This is a genomic window from Alkalicoccobacillus porphyridii, from assembly GCF_007293315.1.
Classification (GTDB): Bacteria; Bacillota; Bacilli; order Bacillales; family Bacillaceae_D; genus Alkalicoccobacillus; species Alkalicoccobacillus porphyridii.
Genome location: NZ_VLXZ01000014.1, coordinates 26321 through 42896, shown reverse-complemented (window position 1 = coordinate 42896; position 16576 = coordinate 26321). Strand labels below are relative to the sequence as shown.

The 16576-nt window shown below is 39.8% G+C and carries 19 protein-coding genes and 1 riboswitch; of the genes, 14 read left to right on the top strand and 5 right to left on the bottom strand.

The window, feature by feature from the left end:
- Nucleotides 1–186 precede the first annotated feature (186 nt).
- On the top strand, nucleotides 187–1539 hold the full coding sequence (locus FN960_RS17815) for an alanine/glycine:cation symporter family protein (protein ID WP_143850218.1): 1353 nt from the start codon (nucleotides 187–189) through the stop codon (nucleotides 1537–1539).
- A gap of 1000 nt (nucleotides 1540–2539) precedes the next feature.
- Here FN960_RS17815 and FN960_RS17810 read toward each other — a convergent pair.
- Complete coding sequence (locus FN960_RS17810) at nucleotides 2540–3769, bottom strand: aminopeptidase (RefSeq protein WP_143850217.1); 1230 nt, start codon at nucleotides 3767–3769, stop codon at nucleotides 2540–2542.
- 145 nt (nucleotides 3770–3914) lie between these two features.
- A riboswitch (PreQ1 riboswitch) is annotated at nucleotides 3915–3958 on the top strand.
- 86 nt (nucleotides 3959–4044) lie between these two features.
- Here FN960_RS17810 and queC point away from each other — a divergent pair.
- From queC to FN960_RS17775, 8 genes are all read left to right on the top strand, one after another.
- A complete protein-coding gene (queC, locus tag FN960_RS17805) occupies nucleotides 4045–4710 on the top strand; it encodes a 7-cyano-7-deazaguanine synthase QueC (RefSeq protein WP_438799899.1) in 666 nt (221 codons plus the stop codon).
- Nucleotides 4710–5135 carry a 6-carboxytetrahydropterin synthase QueD gene (queD, locus tag FN960_RS17800; RefSeq protein WP_143850216.1) on the top strand — a complete coding sequence of 142 codons (426 nt, stop codon included), beginning with the start codon at nucleotides 4710–4712 and terminating at the stop codon, nucleotides 5133–5135. The genes queC and queD overlap by 1 nt, the downstream gene beginning before the upstream one ends.
- Nucleotides 5132–5842, top strand: coding sequence for a 7-carboxy-7-deazaguanine synthase QueE (queE, locus tag FN960_RS17795; RefSeq protein WP_143850215.1), 711 nt, complete (start codon nucleotides 5132–5134; stop codon nucleotides 5840–5842). Before queD ends, queE begins: the two co-directional genes overlap by 4 nt.
- A gap of 12 nt (nucleotides 5843–5854) precedes the next feature.
- On the top strand, nucleotides 5855–6352 hold the full coding sequence (gene queF, locus FN960_RS17790; protein ID WP_143850214.1) for a preQ(1) synthase: 498 nt from the start codon (nucleotides 5855–5857) through the stop codon (nucleotides 6350–6352).
- A 120-nt stretch (nucleotides 6353–6472) separates the two neighbouring features.
- Nucleotides 6473–7696 (top strand): RtcB family protein, encoded by a 1224-nt coding sequence (locus FN960_RS17785; protein WP_143850213.1) that lies wholly within the window; start codon nucleotides 6473–6475, stop codon nucleotides 7694–7696.
- A gap of 78 nt (nucleotides 7697–7774) precedes the next feature.
- The gene (gene thyA / locus FN960_RS17780) at nucleotides 7775–8668 is read left to right on the top strand and encodes a thymidylate synthase (RefSeq protein WP_143850212.1); all 894 of its coding nucleotides are present in this window, start codon (nucleotides 7775–7777) and stop codon (nucleotides 8666–8668) included.
- Nucleotides 8669–8784: 116 nt separating this feature from the next.
- Nucleotides 8785–8961: a hypothetical protein gene (locus FN960_RS22935; RefSeq protein WP_185971094.1), complete on the top strand. Its 177-nt coding sequence runs from the start codon at nucleotides 8785–8787 to the stop codon at nucleotides 8959–8961.
- 93 nt (nucleotides 8962–9054) lie between these two features.
- Nucleotides 9055–9333, top strand: coding sequence for an RNA polymerase sigma factor (locus FN960_RS17775; RefSeq protein ID WP_143850211.1), 279 nt, complete (start codon nucleotides 9055–9057; stop codon nucleotides 9331–9333).
- Nucleotides 9334–9394: 61 nt separating this feature from the next.
- On the opposite strand, the gene FN960_RS17770 is transcribed toward FN960_RS17775, so the two are convergent.
- Nucleotides 9395–10369: an ABC transporter substrate-binding protein gene (locus tag FN960_RS17770; RefSeq protein WP_143850210.1), complete on the bottom strand. Its 975-nt coding sequence runs from the start codon at nucleotides 10367–10369 to the stop codon at nucleotides 9395–9397.
- Nucleotides 10370–10516: 147 nt separating this feature from the next.
- A complete protein-coding gene (locus FN960_RS17765) occupies nucleotides 10517–11341 on the bottom strand; it encodes an aldo/keto reductase (RefSeq protein WP_143850209.1) in 825 nt (274 codons plus the stop codon).
- A 153-nt stretch (nucleotides 11342–11494) separates the two neighbouring features.
- Between FN960_RS17765 and FN960_RS17760 the strand changes: the two genes are divergently transcribed.
- Complete coding sequence (locus FN960_RS17760) at nucleotides 11495–12979, top strand: sensor domain-containing diguanylate cyclase (protein ID WP_143850208.1); 1485 nt, start codon at nucleotides 11495–11497, stop codon at nucleotides 12977–12979.
- A 32-nt stretch (nucleotides 12980–13011) separates the two neighbouring features.
- Nucleotides 13012–13188 carry a hypothetical protein gene (locus FN960_RS22930; protein WP_185971093.1) on the top strand — a complete coding sequence of 59 codons (177 nt, stop codon included), beginning with the start codon at nucleotides 13012–13014 and terminating at the stop codon, nucleotides 13186–13188.
- Between the two features lie 67 nt (nucleotides 13189–13255).
- Here the strand turns inward: FN960_RS22930 and FN960_RS17755 are convergent, their stop codons facing one another.
- The gene (locus FN960_RS17755) at nucleotides 13256–13894 is read right to left on the bottom strand and encodes a lysozyme family protein (RefSeq protein WP_143850207.1); all 639 of its coding nucleotides are present in this window, start codon (nucleotides 13892–13894) and stop codon (nucleotides 13256–13258) included.
- Between the two features lie 165 nt (nucleotides 13895–14059).
- Here FN960_RS17755 and FN960_RS17750 point away from each other — a divergent pair, with 165 nt between their 5' ends.
- A complete protein-coding gene (locus FN960_RS17750; RefSeq protein WP_260682054.1) occupies nucleotides 14060–15043 on the top strand; it encodes a class I SAM-dependent methyltransferase in 984 nt (327 codons plus the stop codon).
- A 79-nt stretch (nucleotides 15044–15122) separates the two neighbouring features.
- Here the strand turns inward: FN960_RS17750 and FN960_RS22925 are convergent, their stop codons facing one another.
- Nucleotides 15123–15260, bottom strand: coding sequence for a hypothetical protein (locus tag FN960_RS22925; protein ID WP_185971092.1), 138 nt, complete (start codon nucleotides 15258–15260; stop codon nucleotides 15123–15125).
- A 134-nt stretch (nucleotides 15261–15394) separates the two neighbouring features.
- Here FN960_RS22925 and FN960_RS17745 point away from each other — a divergent pair, with 134 nt between their 5' ends.
- Together FN960_RS17745 and FN960_RS17740 are read left to right on the top strand one after the other, a co-directional pair.
- Nucleotides 15395–16039: a nitroreductase family protein gene (locus FN960_RS17745; protein ID WP_260682053.1), complete on the top strand. Its 645-nt coding sequence runs from the start codon at nucleotides 15395–15397 to the stop codon at nucleotides 16037–16039.
- A 68-nt stretch (nucleotides 16040–16107) separates the two neighbouring features.
- Nucleotides 16108–16395: a hypothetical protein gene (locus tag FN960_RS17740; RefSeq protein WP_143850205.1), complete on the top strand. Its 288-nt coding sequence runs from the start codon at nucleotides 16108–16110 to the stop codon at nucleotides 16393–16395.
- Nucleotides 16396–16576 lie beyond the last annotated feature (181 nt).

The window sequence follows — 16576 nt, the reverse complement described above, 5'->3', positions numbered from 1 at the left end:
CTGTGAGAGGGGGTTTTTCTATATAGATTCGTCATAATAACCTCTGATTGGATCTTATACCACGTATTTCTTGAAGGGGAATGAAGATTTGTGTCGAATTATATGACAAAGATATTGACTGGGAGGTGGGAAATACGTAGACTAGATGTTTATATAAAGAGGCTGTTTCAACGGGAGGAGAATTGGATGGATTGGTTTAGTCAACTAGTAGGTGACATCGGGGATCTTGTCTGGGGACCGGCAACATTAATATTAATTGTGGGAACAGGTATCCTATTAACGGTGAGATTAGGCTTTCTACAGATTTTTCAATTACCTTATGCATTAAAACTTGTATTTACCAAATCAGATAAAAGCAAAGATGAAAAAGGGGATATTTCTCATTTTCAATCGCTAATGACGGCAATGGCAGCCACCCTTGGAATAGGTAATATGGCAGGTGTTGCTTCAGCCGTATTAATGGGAGGAATTGGCGCCATCTTCTGGATGTGGGCAGCTGCCTTTTTTGGAATGGCTACAAAATATGCAGAAGCCATTTTGGCTGTAAAATACCGTGTAGTCAACGAAAAAGGCGAGATTTCGGGCGGCCCGATGTATTACATAGAAAAAGGACTAGGTTGGAAATGGCTTGCTGTTCTTTTTGCATTGTTTGGATTTTTAGCTTCTTTTGGGATTGGAAACATGACTCAGTCCAATACGGTAGCAGGTTCAATTAACTCTACGTTTGGTGTGGCCCCTTGGGTAACTGGCATTGTCTTAACCATTCTTACAGCACTGGTTTTACTAGGCGGTATAAAGAGTATTGCCAAATTTGCTTCTGTGATCGTTCCATTTATGGCAATATTTTATTTGCTTGGCGGTTTGATTATTATAGTAATGAACTTTAATCTCGTTCCTCAAGCATTTGGTATGATTATTACCGATGCCTTTACAGGCGAGTCAGTAGCTGGAGGGATATTAGGAACAGCTATACGTTACGGGGTGGCTCGTGGTGTATTCTCAAATGAAGCTGGTTTAGGTTCTGCACCTATAGCCGCAGCTGCAGCCAAAACAGACTATCCAGGACGTCAGGCACTTGTGTCAATGACTGGAACATTTTTAGATACCATGATCGTTTGTACGATCACAGGGCTCGTCATAGTTATGAGTCAAATGTACGTTGGCATGGATAGTAACAATTCAGATATCTTAACCGGTGTCGCATTCGAAGCGTTACTACCTAATTATGGTGCGCTGATTGTGACGATAGGCATTGTCTTCTTTGCTTATACGACGGTATTAGGCTGGTCATATTATGGTGAGAAATGTTTTGGATACTTATTTGGAGATCGGAATGCATATATTTATCGCTCTGTTTATGTCATTGTTGTCTTTATTGGTGCTACCTCTCAATTAGACATCGTTTGGGGCATTGCTGATATTTTTAACGCCTTAATGGCCATTCCAAACTTAATTGGATTAGTCCTGCTATCCGGAGTCGTAGTAAGTGAAACAAGAAAATTCCAAGAATTTAGACGAGGAGAACGACTCGAACCATAAAGAAATAGTGGTAGGTAATTATAAAACCTCTGAGGATTTATCCTCAGAGGTTTATTGTAATGCTAAGATTTGAGCTTGTGTGCCTTAGAAAGGGTTGCGAGCGTAAATTAAGAACCGGAGTATCTTGCCAAGGAAGAAGCACGGCAAATCAAGCAGACCGACCACATTACCAAGCCCGGGAGAAGCGTACCAAGAAAGAACCCCAGCATACCAAGAGGACCGAGCACATCACCTAGCCCAGGAGCCCGGTACCAAGAAAGAAGCCCAGTATATCAAGAGGAACGATCAGATTACCAAGCCTGGAAGCACAGTACCAAGAAAGAAGCTCGGCATACCAAGAGGACCGAGCACATTAACAAGCCCAGGAGCCCGGTACCAAGAAAGAACCCCGTCATACCAAGAGGACCGAGCACATTACCAAGCCCAGGAGCCCGGCACCAAGAAAGAAGCCCCTCATACCAAGAGGACCGAGCACATCACCAAGCCCAGGCCCCGTTACCAAGAGAGAAGCCCAACATACCAAGAGGAACGAACGCATTACCAAGCCCGGAAGCCCAGTACCAAGAAAGAAGCCCAGCATACCAAGAGGAGCGAACGCATTACCAAGCCCGGAAGTCCAGTACCAAGAAAGAAGCCCAGTATACCAAGAGGAACGATCAGATTACCAAGCCCGGAAGCACAGTACCAAGAAAGAAGCTCAGTATACCAAGAGGAGCGAGCGCATTACCAAGCCCGAGAGCACAGTACCAAGAAAGAAGACCAATATAGCAAGAGGAGCGAACGCATTACCAAGCCCGGAAGCCCAGTACCAAGAAAGAAGCCCAGCATACCAAGAGGAGCGAACGCATTATCAAGCCCAGGAGCCCGTTCCCAAGAAAGAACCCCCGCATACCAAGAACAACAAACGCACCACCAAGAATCTAAACACATGACTGCAAACAAACAACCCCACACCACTAATGAATAGGAGTGCGGGGCTTTAAGTATTGTATGTTAATCTTTAGATCGCCCAGTTTCCATCACGGAAGACAGGGACACGGCTGCCATCTTCTTGAATTCCATCAATATCCATAGTGGCAGATCCGACCATGAAGTCAACATGAGTTTGGCTGGTGTTGATGCCGTTTTTCTCGAGTTCTTCATTAGACATTTCTTTTCCACCTTCAATATTAAAGGCATAGGCACTACCGATGGCAAGGTGGTTAGAGGCATTTTCATCAAATAATGTGTTAAAGAAAATGATGTTTGTATCAGAAATAGGTGATTTGTGAGGCACGAGGGCCACTTCACCGATGTAACGAGAGTTCTCATCATTTTCAAGCAAATGTTCTAAGGTTTCTTGGCCTTTTTTTGCGGTTGCTTCAACAATTTTTCCGTCTTTAAAGGTTAATGTGAAGTCTTCAATAAGTGATCCGCCGTAGCTCAGTGGCTTTGTACTTGTGACATGTCCATTAACGCCTGTTTTCTTAGCTGCAGTGAACACTTCTTCTGTAGGCATGTTTGCGACAAAGTCAACGCCGCTTTTGCTAATGCTTCCGCCAGATACCCAAAGATGAGTTTCAGGTAGCTCAATGGTTAAATCTGTCCCGTCAGCTGTGTAATGGAGGGCTGAGAAATGATGTTTGTTTAAGATCTCCATTTTCTCATCTAACGTTTTAAGATGGTCCTTCCATGCTGCAACAGGATCAGCTTGATCAATACGGGTTGCGGCAAAAATAGCATTCCATAGTTTTTCGACAGCAGCTTCGCCTTTTTCTTCTGGGAAAACAGTCTCAGCCCAACCAACAGACGGTACAGCAACAATGGACCATGCGACTTTATCTGAAGTGATATATTTTCTAAATCCATTAAGAGCTGCACCAGCTGCTTTATTAGCGTTAGCAATGCGTGAAGGGTCCATTCCTTTTAAAAGATCAGGGTCTGCTCCTGTAATACTCAAAAATGCAGAGCCCTTTTCCGCTTCCTCTTCTAAACCTTTAGCTCGCCATTCTGGATATGTATGAAAGGATTCATCTGGTGCAAGCTGGAATTTCAACTTAGTGATCTCTTCGTCTGACCATTCCACTTCAACGTGCCCAGCTCCAGCTTCGTATGCTTTTTTGGCTACAATACGTACAAAATCTGCCGCGAATAATGGTGTACGAATGACAAGCGTTTGACCCTGTTGGATGTTCACGCCGACTTTAACAGCTAGGTCTGCATATTTCTCTACTTGATTAACAAAAGACATAAAAAGCCTCCTCAAATGTAACAAACTGAATTTCTATTCTCTCCTATATTACCAAGTTTTAAGCAAAGAGAAAAGAATAGCTGATTATTGATTAATATGATACACTAAGTACTGTACAAAAAGAGTAAGGATGCCGTTGTATTAGGCATAAGAGGTTCGCGAACTCCCTCTATAAAAAACTAAGGTAGGCTGTGTTCAGTTTGTTAACCGGACCAGTTTTTTTCCTGTGTATGGGGTTACGAATGCTCTTTTTCCTTAAAAAAGGAGAATGAGTGATGATAAAAGAAGAAAAGGCTGTTGTTGTATTCAGTGGCGGTCAGGATAGCACGACCTGTTTATTCTGGGCATTAAAAGAATTTAAGGAAGTTCATACCGTAACGTTTGATTATGGACAACGCCATTCAGAGGAAATTGAATGTGCACGTGAGATTGCTGACGAGCTAGGTGTGTCTTTCCATGTTCTAGATATGAGCTTAATTAATCAGTTGTCTGCCAATGCGTTAACCCGATCTGACATCGAGGTGAAAGACGGAGAAGAAGGGGAGTTACCTTCTACATTTGTAGCGGGAAGAAACCATTTATTCCTTTCATTTGCCGCTGTTTATGCGCGTGAGATGGGAGCCCGTCATTTAATTACAGGCGTATGCGAAACAGATTTTAGCGGATATCCAGATTGTCGCGATGTGTTTATTAAATCACTTAATGTAACACTGAACTTGGCAATGGATGAACAGTTTGTGATTCACACACCTCTGATGTGGTTAAATAAAGAACAAACATGGGAGCTGGCTGATCAACTTGACGCGCTTTCATACATTCAAGAAAAAACATTAACTTGTTATCACGGTATTCGTGGTGATGGCTGTGGCGAATGCCCTTCATGTATTTTACGAAGAAATGGATTTGATGCCTATCTTCGTCGGAAGGAGGTACAAGCCTAATGCTTCAGCAATTTTACCCACAGGTTCCACATAACTATACATTTGAACTAAATAAAGATATGCATTTGGCTGCTGCTCATTATATTGATGATGACCGAGCAGGAGATTGCCGGAATATGCATGGTCATACGTATTTTATCAACGTGACGATTGCAGGCGATAATCTAGATGAGCTTGGTTTTTTAGTTGATTTTAAAAGACTCAAATCAATTATTCATAAACGCTATGACCACACATTATTAAATAATCATCAAGAGTTTAACGGTCGGCCTCCAACAACGGAAGAGGTAGCTCGTCAAATTGGACTAGCTGTTCAAGCTGAATTAGACACACTTGAAAATAAACCTGTTTGTCTCCAAGTGCTTGTCCGAGAAACACCAACAAGCTATGTGGTATATCGTCCAAAGCAAGGCGGGGCATCATGAGCAAGATTCCTGTGATGGAGATTTTTGGTCCAACGATTCAAGGAGAAGGCATGGTCATCGGAAAAAAAACGATGTTTGTGCGTACGGGTGGCTGTGATTATAAGTGCTCTTGGTGTGACTCAAGCTTTACATGGGATGGCACTGGTTCAAGTACAGCAATGACAGCTGAGGATATAGTCGCTCAGCTTAAAGAAATCGGTGGCGATCAATTTTCTCATGTCACGATTTCTGGAGGAAATCCCGCATTGCATAAAGGCATCGGCAAATTAATTGATTTGCTCTCTAGAGAAAATATTCAAACAGCAGTAGAGACTCAAGGTACGTTCTGGCAGGACTGGTTAAAAGAGATTACGGATATTACTATTTCTCCAAAGCCCCCTAGTTCAGGAATGATAACGGATTTTACTAAGCTTGATGTTTTTTACGATCGATTATCTAAAGAACAGGCAAGTTTGAAAGTTGTAGTTTTTGACGATACCGATTTTGCCTATGCAGAGGACATTCATTTGCGTTACCCGGGGTTCCCGTTTTATTTACAGGTTGGGAATGAAGATGCAACAACAACAAATGATCAAGCATTGGTTTCGGATCTGCTTGAAAAATATGAATGGTTGATTGATAAGGCTGTGGCTTCAGTCACAATGAATAATGCCCGCGTGTTACCACAGCTTCATACCCTTGTCTGGGGCAATAAACGCGGTGTTTAAGGAGGAAATCAAATGAGTGGAAGACAGCAGGAAGAGTTAGAGGGAGTTACGCTTCTAGGTAACCAAGGTACTAAATATGAAGTGGAATACAACCCAGGAATTCTTGAAGTATTTGAAAATCAGCATCCAAACCGCGACTACTTTGTGAAATTTAACTGTCCGGAATTTACATCTCTGTGCCCAATTACAGGGCAACCAGATTTCGCTGCTATTTATATCAGCTACATTCCTGATGTGAAGATGGTTGAAAGTAAATCGTTAAAGCTGTATCTATTTAGCTTTAGAAATCATGGGGATTTCCACGAAGACTGCATGAATAAAATTATGAATGATTTAATTGAGCTAATGGATCCGCGTTACATTGAAGTTTGGGGGAAATTCACCCCACGCGGCGGGATTAGTATTGATCCTTATTGTAACTATGGGAAGCCTGGTACCAAGTTTGAACAAATGGCTGACCATCGTCTAATGAATCATGATTTGTATCCAGAGAAAATAGATAATCGATAAGTAGATCTTCTATTGATTGACCTACATTCGACTAATGACAATTGTACTGTTGTTGGTCGAATTTTTTTATGTCATTTTATGGTATGATGATATGAATTCAAATTCTTTGAGGTGAATAAAATGTATCAAGACATTCGCTCGGTACGAGTATGGGGAAGCCCACTAGATAGTGCCGTTGATCAGGCCGTAACATGTGCAAGTCATGGACGTGTGGTTCAAAGCTTGCTGATGGCTGATCACCATAAAGGGTATAGTCAGCCTGTAGGTGGGGTGATGGTGTATGATGGCCAGATTTCTCCTTCTGGTGTAGGTTATGACATTGGCTGTGGCAACAAAGCGGTTCGAACAGATGTAACGCTTAAGGATATAAAACGAAAACTTCCTAAAATAATGGATGAGATCGCACAAACGATTTCATTTGGTATAGGAAGACAAAATCAAGAGACTGTCGACCACGAACTATTCGACGATGCTTCTTGGCAATTATTTGATGAGATTGATGCGAGTACTCGAGACACTTTTCTCGAACTAGCTAGAAAACAGCTGGGTACAGTTGGAAGTGGAAATCATTTTGTTGATCTATTTGTTGAGGAAGCGACCAACCAGATTTGGATTGCCAATCATTTTGGGAGCCGTGGTTTTGGTCACAAAACAGCGAGTGGCTTTTTGAATCTAGCAAAAGGAAAGGCGTTTCATGATAAGGTGGGTGGCGAAAGGATGGAGGATGTCCCGACTTTATTTGAACTGGATTCGGATTTAGGAGACATGTACTTTCAGGCAATGACATTAGCTGGTCGATATGCGTATGCAGGTCGTGATTATGTGATCGATAAAGTACTTAGTATCTTAAGGGCTCATGCTACGTTTACAGTACATAATCATCATAATTTTGCTTGGAAAGAAACACATAATGGCAAAGAAGTGGTGGTTGTTCGGAAGGGTGCAACGCCAAATGCTCCTGGGCAGTGGGGTTTCATTGGTGGAAGCATGGGTGATGAATCGGTTATTGTACAAGGCAAGGATACAGAGGAAAACAAAGCAGCTTATTACAGTACTGTTCATGGTGCTGGTCGAATCATGAGCCGCACCCAAGCAGCAGGAAAAATGAACTGGAAAACAAAGCAACGGCGTGGTGGAGAGATCTCACCTAAGCAGATGAAGGACGCTTTAACTTCGTATGGAGTTGAACTTCGTGGGGGAGGTACAGATGAAAGTCCGTTTGTATATAAAAAGCTCAAAACAGTATTAAAAGCACATAAAGATACACTTGATGTGAAGCATATACTTCGTCCAATTGGAGTTTGTATGGCTGGCGCCAATGAGTTTGACCCATATAAAGATTAATAGCTTCTACACATTCGGTGTGCAAGGATCTCTCCATTACGATATACTAAGGAGAGATTTTTTTAGGGGTGAAGGAACTTGAATGAAGCAGATCGTCAATATAAACAAATAATAGATAAGATTATTAACGAGGGTTATAGTAATTCGGGTGAACAGGTACGTACGGTATGGAAGGATGGGCAACCCGCTTACACTAAGTCGATTTTGTCTGAATCAATGCGGTTTACAAATGAACAGCTGCCTATTCTCACAACAAAAAAAGTTGCCTGGAAGACGGCGATTCGGGAATTACTTTGGATTTGGCAAAAGAAATCAAACCGAGTGGAAGAGCTTCGGCAGACGAACGTGAAAATTTGGAACGAGTGGGAGCAGGAAGACGGAACAATTGGAAAAGCGTATGGCTATCAGTTGGCTAAAAGAAATCGTAAATATCCTGTAGATAAGCTTCGTCAAGATTTACTTGACCCAAGAAATGCATCGGATTCTAAAGATACTATCTTGTTAGATCAGGTTGATTATTTAATTCAGGAGCTAGTTTCTAATCCATCCTCGCGTCGGCATATTACGATGCTGTGGAATCCGGATGAACTTGATGAGATGTCGCTAACGCCTTGTGTTTACGAGACGCAGTGGCACGTAAAAGCAAATAAGCTTCATCTTGAGGTTCGTTGTCGCTCAAATGATATGGGTTTAGGAAATCCATTTAACGTATTTCAATACAATGTCTTGCAAAGAATGATCGCTCAAGTAACGGGCTATGAGCTAGGCGAATACATTTTCCATATTGGTGATGCCCATATCTATGAACGTCATATTGAACCACTAGTCGAACAAGTAAATCGGACATCATATCCCACACCAAATCTATGGATAAACCCAGAAGTCCGTTCATTTTATGATTTCACTATTGATGATTTTATTCTCCAAGATTATCAGCATGGAGATAAAGTGACGATGGAAATCGCTATCTAAACAACAAAAACCTATTTTCTCATTCGGGAGGGTAGGTTTTTTATTGAAATCATTGAAGATGGAAATGGATGTAAGTTATACTTACTTTAAATATGAGATTGATAAGGAGGATGATTATGTCTGAAACCGAAATCAAGCTTGCTCAAATGCAGCAGGAAATTGATGAGCTTAAGAAGGAAGTAGAGGAGCTGCAAGCGGGCAGTTATGTTGAAGAAAAATCTAGTGGATGGTATTGGATTATTATACCTATTATGGCTTTGTCTATCCCCATTGTTGCCATTCTTGCAAATTAATTAAGTGACTTTAGGTTAAGTTCGCATAAGAATCGGGTATCTATGAATGATATTGACCCATTCTTATAGAAGAGGGCTAAGAGGAGCTTATTTATGAGTCTAGACAACAATCAGCTTTGTAATCGGATAAAAGAGAAGGACCCTGATGCCCTTGAAGAACTGTATGCGGATACAGAACCCGCTTTATACGCTTTTATTTATCGAATGACTAAAAATAAACAAGATACAGAAGAAATGATGAAGAAGTTATTCCAAAGGTTGTGGAGAGAGGCCCCTGGCATCCAGGATCAAACGATGAGGCAGTGGCTTTTTACACATGCGCGATTAATGACTTTTAAAAGACTAAAGCAGCGGGTTAGTGCAGTATCATAGGAGTATCTGTGCATTTCAAAAAAAACCAACCACCAGAGGGCGATTGGTTTTTTTCTGAGTTTTAATTAGATAAGATATCCTTAGCTTCTTGAACGGTTTGAGTATGCGCTTGAATTCCTGTATAAAGCCAAGATGAATCTCTTGAAATATCATATACCTGATTCTCACTAACAGCAGGGACGTTTGCCCATACTGGGTCATTTAAGACTTCTTCACTTGAATCTTCGCTACTATTAATCAGAAACAAATGATCAGCATCAAGCTCTGCAAGGGCCTCAAGTGTAACTGGATTCCATTGAGCAACATTGTCTTCAGGCAAGGTCATGTGGATATTAGCCGGATTAAGTTCAAGGTCTTCAAATAATGTAGCACCGCTCGACTGAGTGGGTGATACGGCATAATATGTGTCCGCCACAAACCATAGCGCAGCGACTTTATCGTCACCGATTGTAGCTTGAATATCCTCTTTGGATTCATCCACCAACTCATCGTATTCAGCCAATGCTTGGTCTGCCTCGTCCGATTTCCCAAGAATATCTCCGATTTCCGCTAACGCCTTACGCCAGTCGTTTGAAATCTCATCTCCTAAGACGTAGGTTGGTGCAATTTGATTATATTGGTCATATAAGCCTGACTCAACCTGACTCTCCTCACCAATTAAAATGAGGTCAGGGTTGAAGCTTGCCACTTCCTCTGGTGGTAAATCTGAGGTAATGGTTGGAACATCTGCAAGAAAATTTTGTAGGTATGCTTGTGGTCCATTTGCAACAGACCATTGAGCTACTGGGGTTTCATCAAGTGTTACTAAATAGTCTTCTAAATAAGAGCCGAGTATTCGTTCAGGGTTTTCTGGTATTTGAACCTCATTGCCCATGGCATCTGTTAACACACGTGGTTCACTAGATTCTTCTGTTTGGTTGCCTGATTGAGAATCATCCGCTTGTTGATCGGCATCCCCGTCAGAGCCGCAAGCTGTTACTGTTAAGATTGAAGCTAGTGAAAGAGCTACGGCCCATCGTTTTTTGTATGTATTCATGTTTTTCCCCCATTAATTATGTTAAGTGTAATTGAGTACTCTTATATAATAATGATTTTCATTATCAAATGCAATCAATTAATTCCTGCGTTAACAAATAAAGTCGAAGCAAGCACTTGGCTTGCTTCGACTTATTCTATTGAAACGTTATCTCTTATCCATATCGTTAGGATGAGCGCCGCGTCTCGTTCCGTTATCAAGCTCATTTATTTTTCCAAGCTCTGTTTCTGTTAATGTAAAATCAAACACATCAAAGTTCTCTTGGATACGAGAAGGGGTCACAGATTTTGGAATTACCACTGACCCATTCTGTAGATGCCAACGAAGAACTACTTGTGCAGAGGTCTTATTGTGAGCTTTAGCAATTTCCTCAACAGCTGGATCAGATAACACGTCTCCACCTTGCATTAGTGGACTCCAAGCTTCCACAAGAATATTATGCTTAGCACAAAACTCTTTTAATTCAGTTTGAGCTAAATAGGGATGGCATTCAATTTGATTTAATACTGGAACGACCTCACATTCATCCAATAATCGTTGTAAATGCTCAATTTCAAAGTTACAGACACCAATCGCTTTGACACGACCATCGTTATAAAGCTTCTCCATTGCTTTGTAAGTCTCAACATAATTGTCGTACATAGGAGTTGGCCAGTGAATAAGATATAAATCTACATAGTCAAGACCTAAGCGTTCAAGACTTTCGTCAAATGCCTTAATTGTAGAATCATATCCCTGGTCAGCATTCCAAACCTTTGTTGTAATAAATAGATCCGAACGACTAACAGAAGAATTTTTTAGGGCTTGTCCTACTCCACGTTCATTCCCGTAGATCATGGCTGTATCGATAGAGCGATAACCGACTTCAAGTGCATTGCTAACAGCTGGTGTTGCTTCTTCATCTGGCACCTGCCACACACCAAAGCCTAGCTGAGGCATTTTCAATCCATTGTTTAACGTTACAAACTCCATTGAATTCAACTCCTTTTCTAAATAACATGCGTAAAAAGTATATCATGATATCAGAAAAGCAGAGAAATATAATGCATTAATCGTTACAGAGATGAATTAGGTAAGACGATATTAATGGTATAATAGAATGGAATAACAAGAAAGGGTTAGGAAATGGAAAAAAAACGTACATGGTATTTTTATCGTCTTTTTAAGTTGTTGAAAAGCTCATATGTACAAATGAATGATAAAAATGAAGCGTTCTTAAACAAGGAAGCCAGTCTAGCTTTTAAAAGGTTACGAATTATTAGTTGGTGTGTCATTGCTGTTTTTCCTCTATTTACAATCATTGATATTCAGCTATATAAAGAGATAGGTAGTTCCGATTCTTTATGGCGGTTAGCTTTAATTCATTTGTCATCATTTCTATTAGCGTGTTTATTCTTACTTATTCATACATATAAACTGTCTTTGAAAAGAAAGTATAAGCTGTTTATATTATATATGTACGTGACATTTTATTTAAGTATAGGAGTTATTGGATCCATTAATAGCTCGGGTCTATCTGAAAATGTAGACTCGTATATTGTGTTGATGATGGGTGTTGCCACAGTGTTTCCGCTGCAACCATTCACATTTGGCATCATAGCGTGTTTAGTTCATGCTGGCTTCATCATTAGCATGTATCAGTTAAATCTATCTGATACAGCAAGCTTAATTAAACTAGTAAATACATCAGCAGCTTTAAGTATATCAATATTAATTGTGACCTTATATTATCTTTATCGAAGAAATCATTACTATAAAGAACAAGAATTACAACAGGGCGAAGAGAATTTCCGTACACTGTTTGAAGTGAACCCTAGTCCACTGCTTATGTTAAGAGCAGATACTTCGGACGTGATTCTTAAGAGCAATCAAGCATTAATCTTGTCAGGCGATCAAGGTGAAGAAAGCATTCATCAGCTTATGCAAAAAACAGAGATGGTGCAATTTTTAGAGGAGGTTAAACAGCAGGGATCGGTGAAGGATTTTGTCATGGGTGATCAAACAACAAATGGATTAAAACGATGGCTGCTTATCAATGGTGAGTTGCTTGATTTTAATAAACAGCCAAGTATTCTTTTAGGATTCTCTGATATTTCCCATTTAAAAGAGAAGGAAGAGGATTTACTTTTTCATGCTTCTAAAGATAGTCTCACTAGCTGTTATAATCGTCGAACCGGGTTACTCTATCTTCAAGCCATGATGCAAGAAGAACTCGATCCTGGTTTAGTCATTTGTTTTTTAGATATTAATAATTTGAAAGCTGTGAATGATCAACTAGGTCATGCAGAAGGGGACCGTTTTATTCAGTCCGTCTGCCAGATTATTGAAACCCACATGTCCCCAAAGGATTTGTTTTTTCGTTATGGGGGAGACGAATTTGTCTTAGTTCTTCATAATTGTGATCTTGAAAGTGGTCAAAAAAAATGGGGAAAAATACAGGAAGCATTTATTCTAGTAAGTCAATTACTTCATAAACCTTATACGATGTCTGTAAGCTGTGGATTTTCCTTTTTTAGAAATGGGATGAGTGATACAATGGATGAACTAATTAAAGAAGCAGATGAAAAAATGTATATAAACAAAAGTGTAACAAAACAACATCCGGTTTAATGTATATGTTTAAGTAGAAAGAGTTGGTTATAGTGAAGCGATTATTACTGCTTGTCGGGTGTCTTTTTATCTTTTCAGCATGTAGCTTATCTGGGATTGAGCAAGATCATTCAAAAGAAAGTCAAACACAGTGGAAAAGAGAGTCAACGTATATTGAGCCAATTGAAGTAGTAGAAGAACAAGAAGAAGCGGTGCATACTAATCGGTAAATACATTCATCTATCATATTAAAAAAGCTCGGTACCCATCACAGGTTACCGAGCTTTCCTCTGCCGCTTATTTAGTTAAACTCGCTTGTTCAATAACTTCTTTATCTAATGGAATCGTAATCAGTTCATAATCGTCATTATATGCTTGATAGTATCCCATTACTTCTTCCACATACTCATCGCTTCGGTTATAAGAATATAATGCTCCTTCTAAATCCCCATCAGATGCCCCATGATCAGCAAGATAGGATGCGGCGGCATAGGCAGAATCGTAAATATCAAAAGGATCAGCAGCGCCTTTACCTGCTACATCAACTCCATAACCATTGTGTTCCTCTATGAGGTCTACATCTGTGATATCAATATCATCAGGTAATTCTCCTACATCTCCTCCAGGGTGAGACCAGCCTACCCATGTTCTTGGCATGAATTGAAATGGACCAAGTGCCCCAACAGGACTTTCCATTGGATCCATTGTAGAAAAGATCGTCTCCACACGATGAACAGAAGCAAGAAGTTTCCAAGGAATATTATATTCATCAGCAGCCTCTTGATAGATTGGTAGAAACTTTTCGGGGATTTGATGCTGCCCGATCACTGTTTTATAAGTAAATTGCCTTACCTGGCTATTATCTTCAAAGAGGTAAATAAACACTGCAACCAATACCACAATCCCAGTTAGTACAATGATGATTAGTTTTTTCATAATCCAAACATCCTCTAGTTAATCAGAAATATTGAAACGGAATCTTTATTATATATCCTCACTCAATTCTTGAAAACCAACAATTCTGTATCGGTTTCGATTTCCCCAAGTTAGGGAATAAATCTGAAACACATGTAACGGGTTTAGTAGATGGGGGAGAGTCAGTTGATAGTAGAATATAATCGAGTTAGGATAGCTAGAAAATGGATGAAAAAAAACGAACCTTTTCTCCAAGTGTGGCATGCGCATTTAGGATTTAGTCTTCATTTATTTACTGCTTTTCAAAAGCCCCAAACACCTAACGATGTAGCTGAACAATATAATTATCGTCTCGATTTACTTGAACGTTGGATTGAAGTTGGAGTGGCGTTAGGGCATCTAAAGAAAAAAAGGGGAAATAAACTACAATCCGACAGAAAAATGGTTAAATATTTTTCTGATGCTAGTAATCAATCCATTGGCATGTTATTAAAGGAAATGGTGGAGCTCCATATTCCTACCATGCTTACATATCGGCACATAGTTCAAGGTGAAAAGGCGGCCATACTAGAAGAAGACTTTGGCGATATCGTAGCGCAAACCTCGGGGCTGCTTGAGTCAGTCATGTGTCCTAAGATAGAGAAGATTGTAAAGAAGCACAAAATCAAAAGCCTGCTAGACGTCGGATGTGGACATGGAGGCTACTTACATCGCCTCAATCAGAAATTTTCAGATATGAGGCTAGTGGGTGTTGAAACAGATGAAGAAGTGCAAAAGCAAGCGGTACTAAAAGCAAAAAATACAGACATTACTATTATTCATGCTGATTTTCTTCAATATACAGACGAAAGTACATATGAGTTAATTATGATGAATAATTTATTTTACTATTTCTCATATGAAGATCGTTTGAAGTTATTTAAACGTGCAGAGAGCCTATTGCCTTCTGGTGGTATCTTTCTCATTGTCACTCCTCTAATACGATCAAGACATGGGCAACGTTTTGCGACGGGGTTTAATAGTTTTATGTCTGCCCATGAACAAATGTATCCTGTTCCAACAGAAAAGGAATTAATTTCTTATGGTAAACAAGCTGGTTTTAAACGAGACCAATCCATTCCAGTGATTCGAGAGGGTGGATGGTACGTATTGGTTTTTAAGAAGAAATAAGCTCTTCTTGTATCCCGTCAATTAATGTAAAGTATTCAGCCGGGGTCTGGAACAACCCTGGTTTCCAGTTTAATGTAATCTATTTTAGCAACTCTTCTGCAGATGAAAAAACTTCTCCGCTTGTATCCGCAAGTCTAATGGCGTAACGACCATTTACACGATCGGCAATGACAAGGCAAGGACTGTTGGATTCTATCATGAGAAATGAATACTCCATATGACGCCTCCCTTGATAATTATATTATCTACTTAATAAAGTTTTTTATCCCAGTTAATCGCTGTGTTTTACTTCAAATCATCCTTTTATTATAATGGTGAGCGAGGATAAATATTTTAAGGAGTGGAGTAGGATTGACAAATTTAGATATACAGGAAGACTTAGGATTATTTCAGACGATAGAGGAAAGACACTCAGTTAAAAATTACGATCCAGATTTTGTTCTTTCACAAGAAGATCTTGAAGACATCCTTCATGCTGCAAATTTAGCCCCTTCATCATGGAACTTGCAACACTGGCGTTTTTTAGTCATTAATGAACAGAGCAAACAAGAAGAACTGCTGCCTATTGCCTATAACCAACAGCAAATCGTAGATGCCTCTGCGGTGATTGCTATTCTTGGAGATCTTGAAGCAAATAAAGAAGCTGATTCAATTACACAGTCAGCGGTTGATGCAGGGTTTATGTCAGGTGAGGTTAAACATTTGCTGGTAGATCAAATAAATAAAGCGTATGAAAGCAGTGCTGCGGTTGGTCATCAATTAGCACTAGTCAACGCTTCTTTAGCGGCCATGAATTTGATGTTAGCAGCGAAAGCTAAAGGATTTGATACGTGCCCGATGGGAGGATTTAATGCTCAGAAATTTCTGGAGTCATTTGACATCCCAAAAAGATATGTGCCGATTATGCTTATATCATTAGGTAAGGCATTAAAGCCCGCACATCGCTCTTCAAGAAAGCCTTTATCAGAGAAGGTTTTTTATAATACAATGAAATAGATGTATAGTTACGATGAGAGGGTCCAGGATTGGGCCCTGTTTTGTTGTTGAAGGAGAGGGGCTTAAGAATGATTGATGTATTGTTTGAACAGTATGAAGAGTGTACATTTACTAGGATCAAAGAAACTAGAAGATCAAGAGAAGGGCAATGGACACATATTAGAACAGAGCTAGAGTTTGAAAGTGTTCAAGAGAAAGTGAATCAATTAGAGATTGGGGCATTACTCATTTTTAACATGGAGAATGAATTATTACAGGTTGTGTTGCTGGAGGCAGACAGCGGTAGCGAGCTGTATCAATTTACGGATAACGAAAAGAACCAAATTATTCAGTGGTATCATTCGCAAAACAGGTGAGAAATCTTTAATAATATAAAGTTTAATGAAAAATCTACAAGCTTATAAGTAAAAGCAAAAAAAACAATAGAAAAGCTAGATTTTATTTATGAAAAGGCGTACAATTTTAATGTTCTAAATTGACACTTAACTAATTTACAACAAATTTCGTGAATTCTTTGAGTGCTCACGCGAATCATGG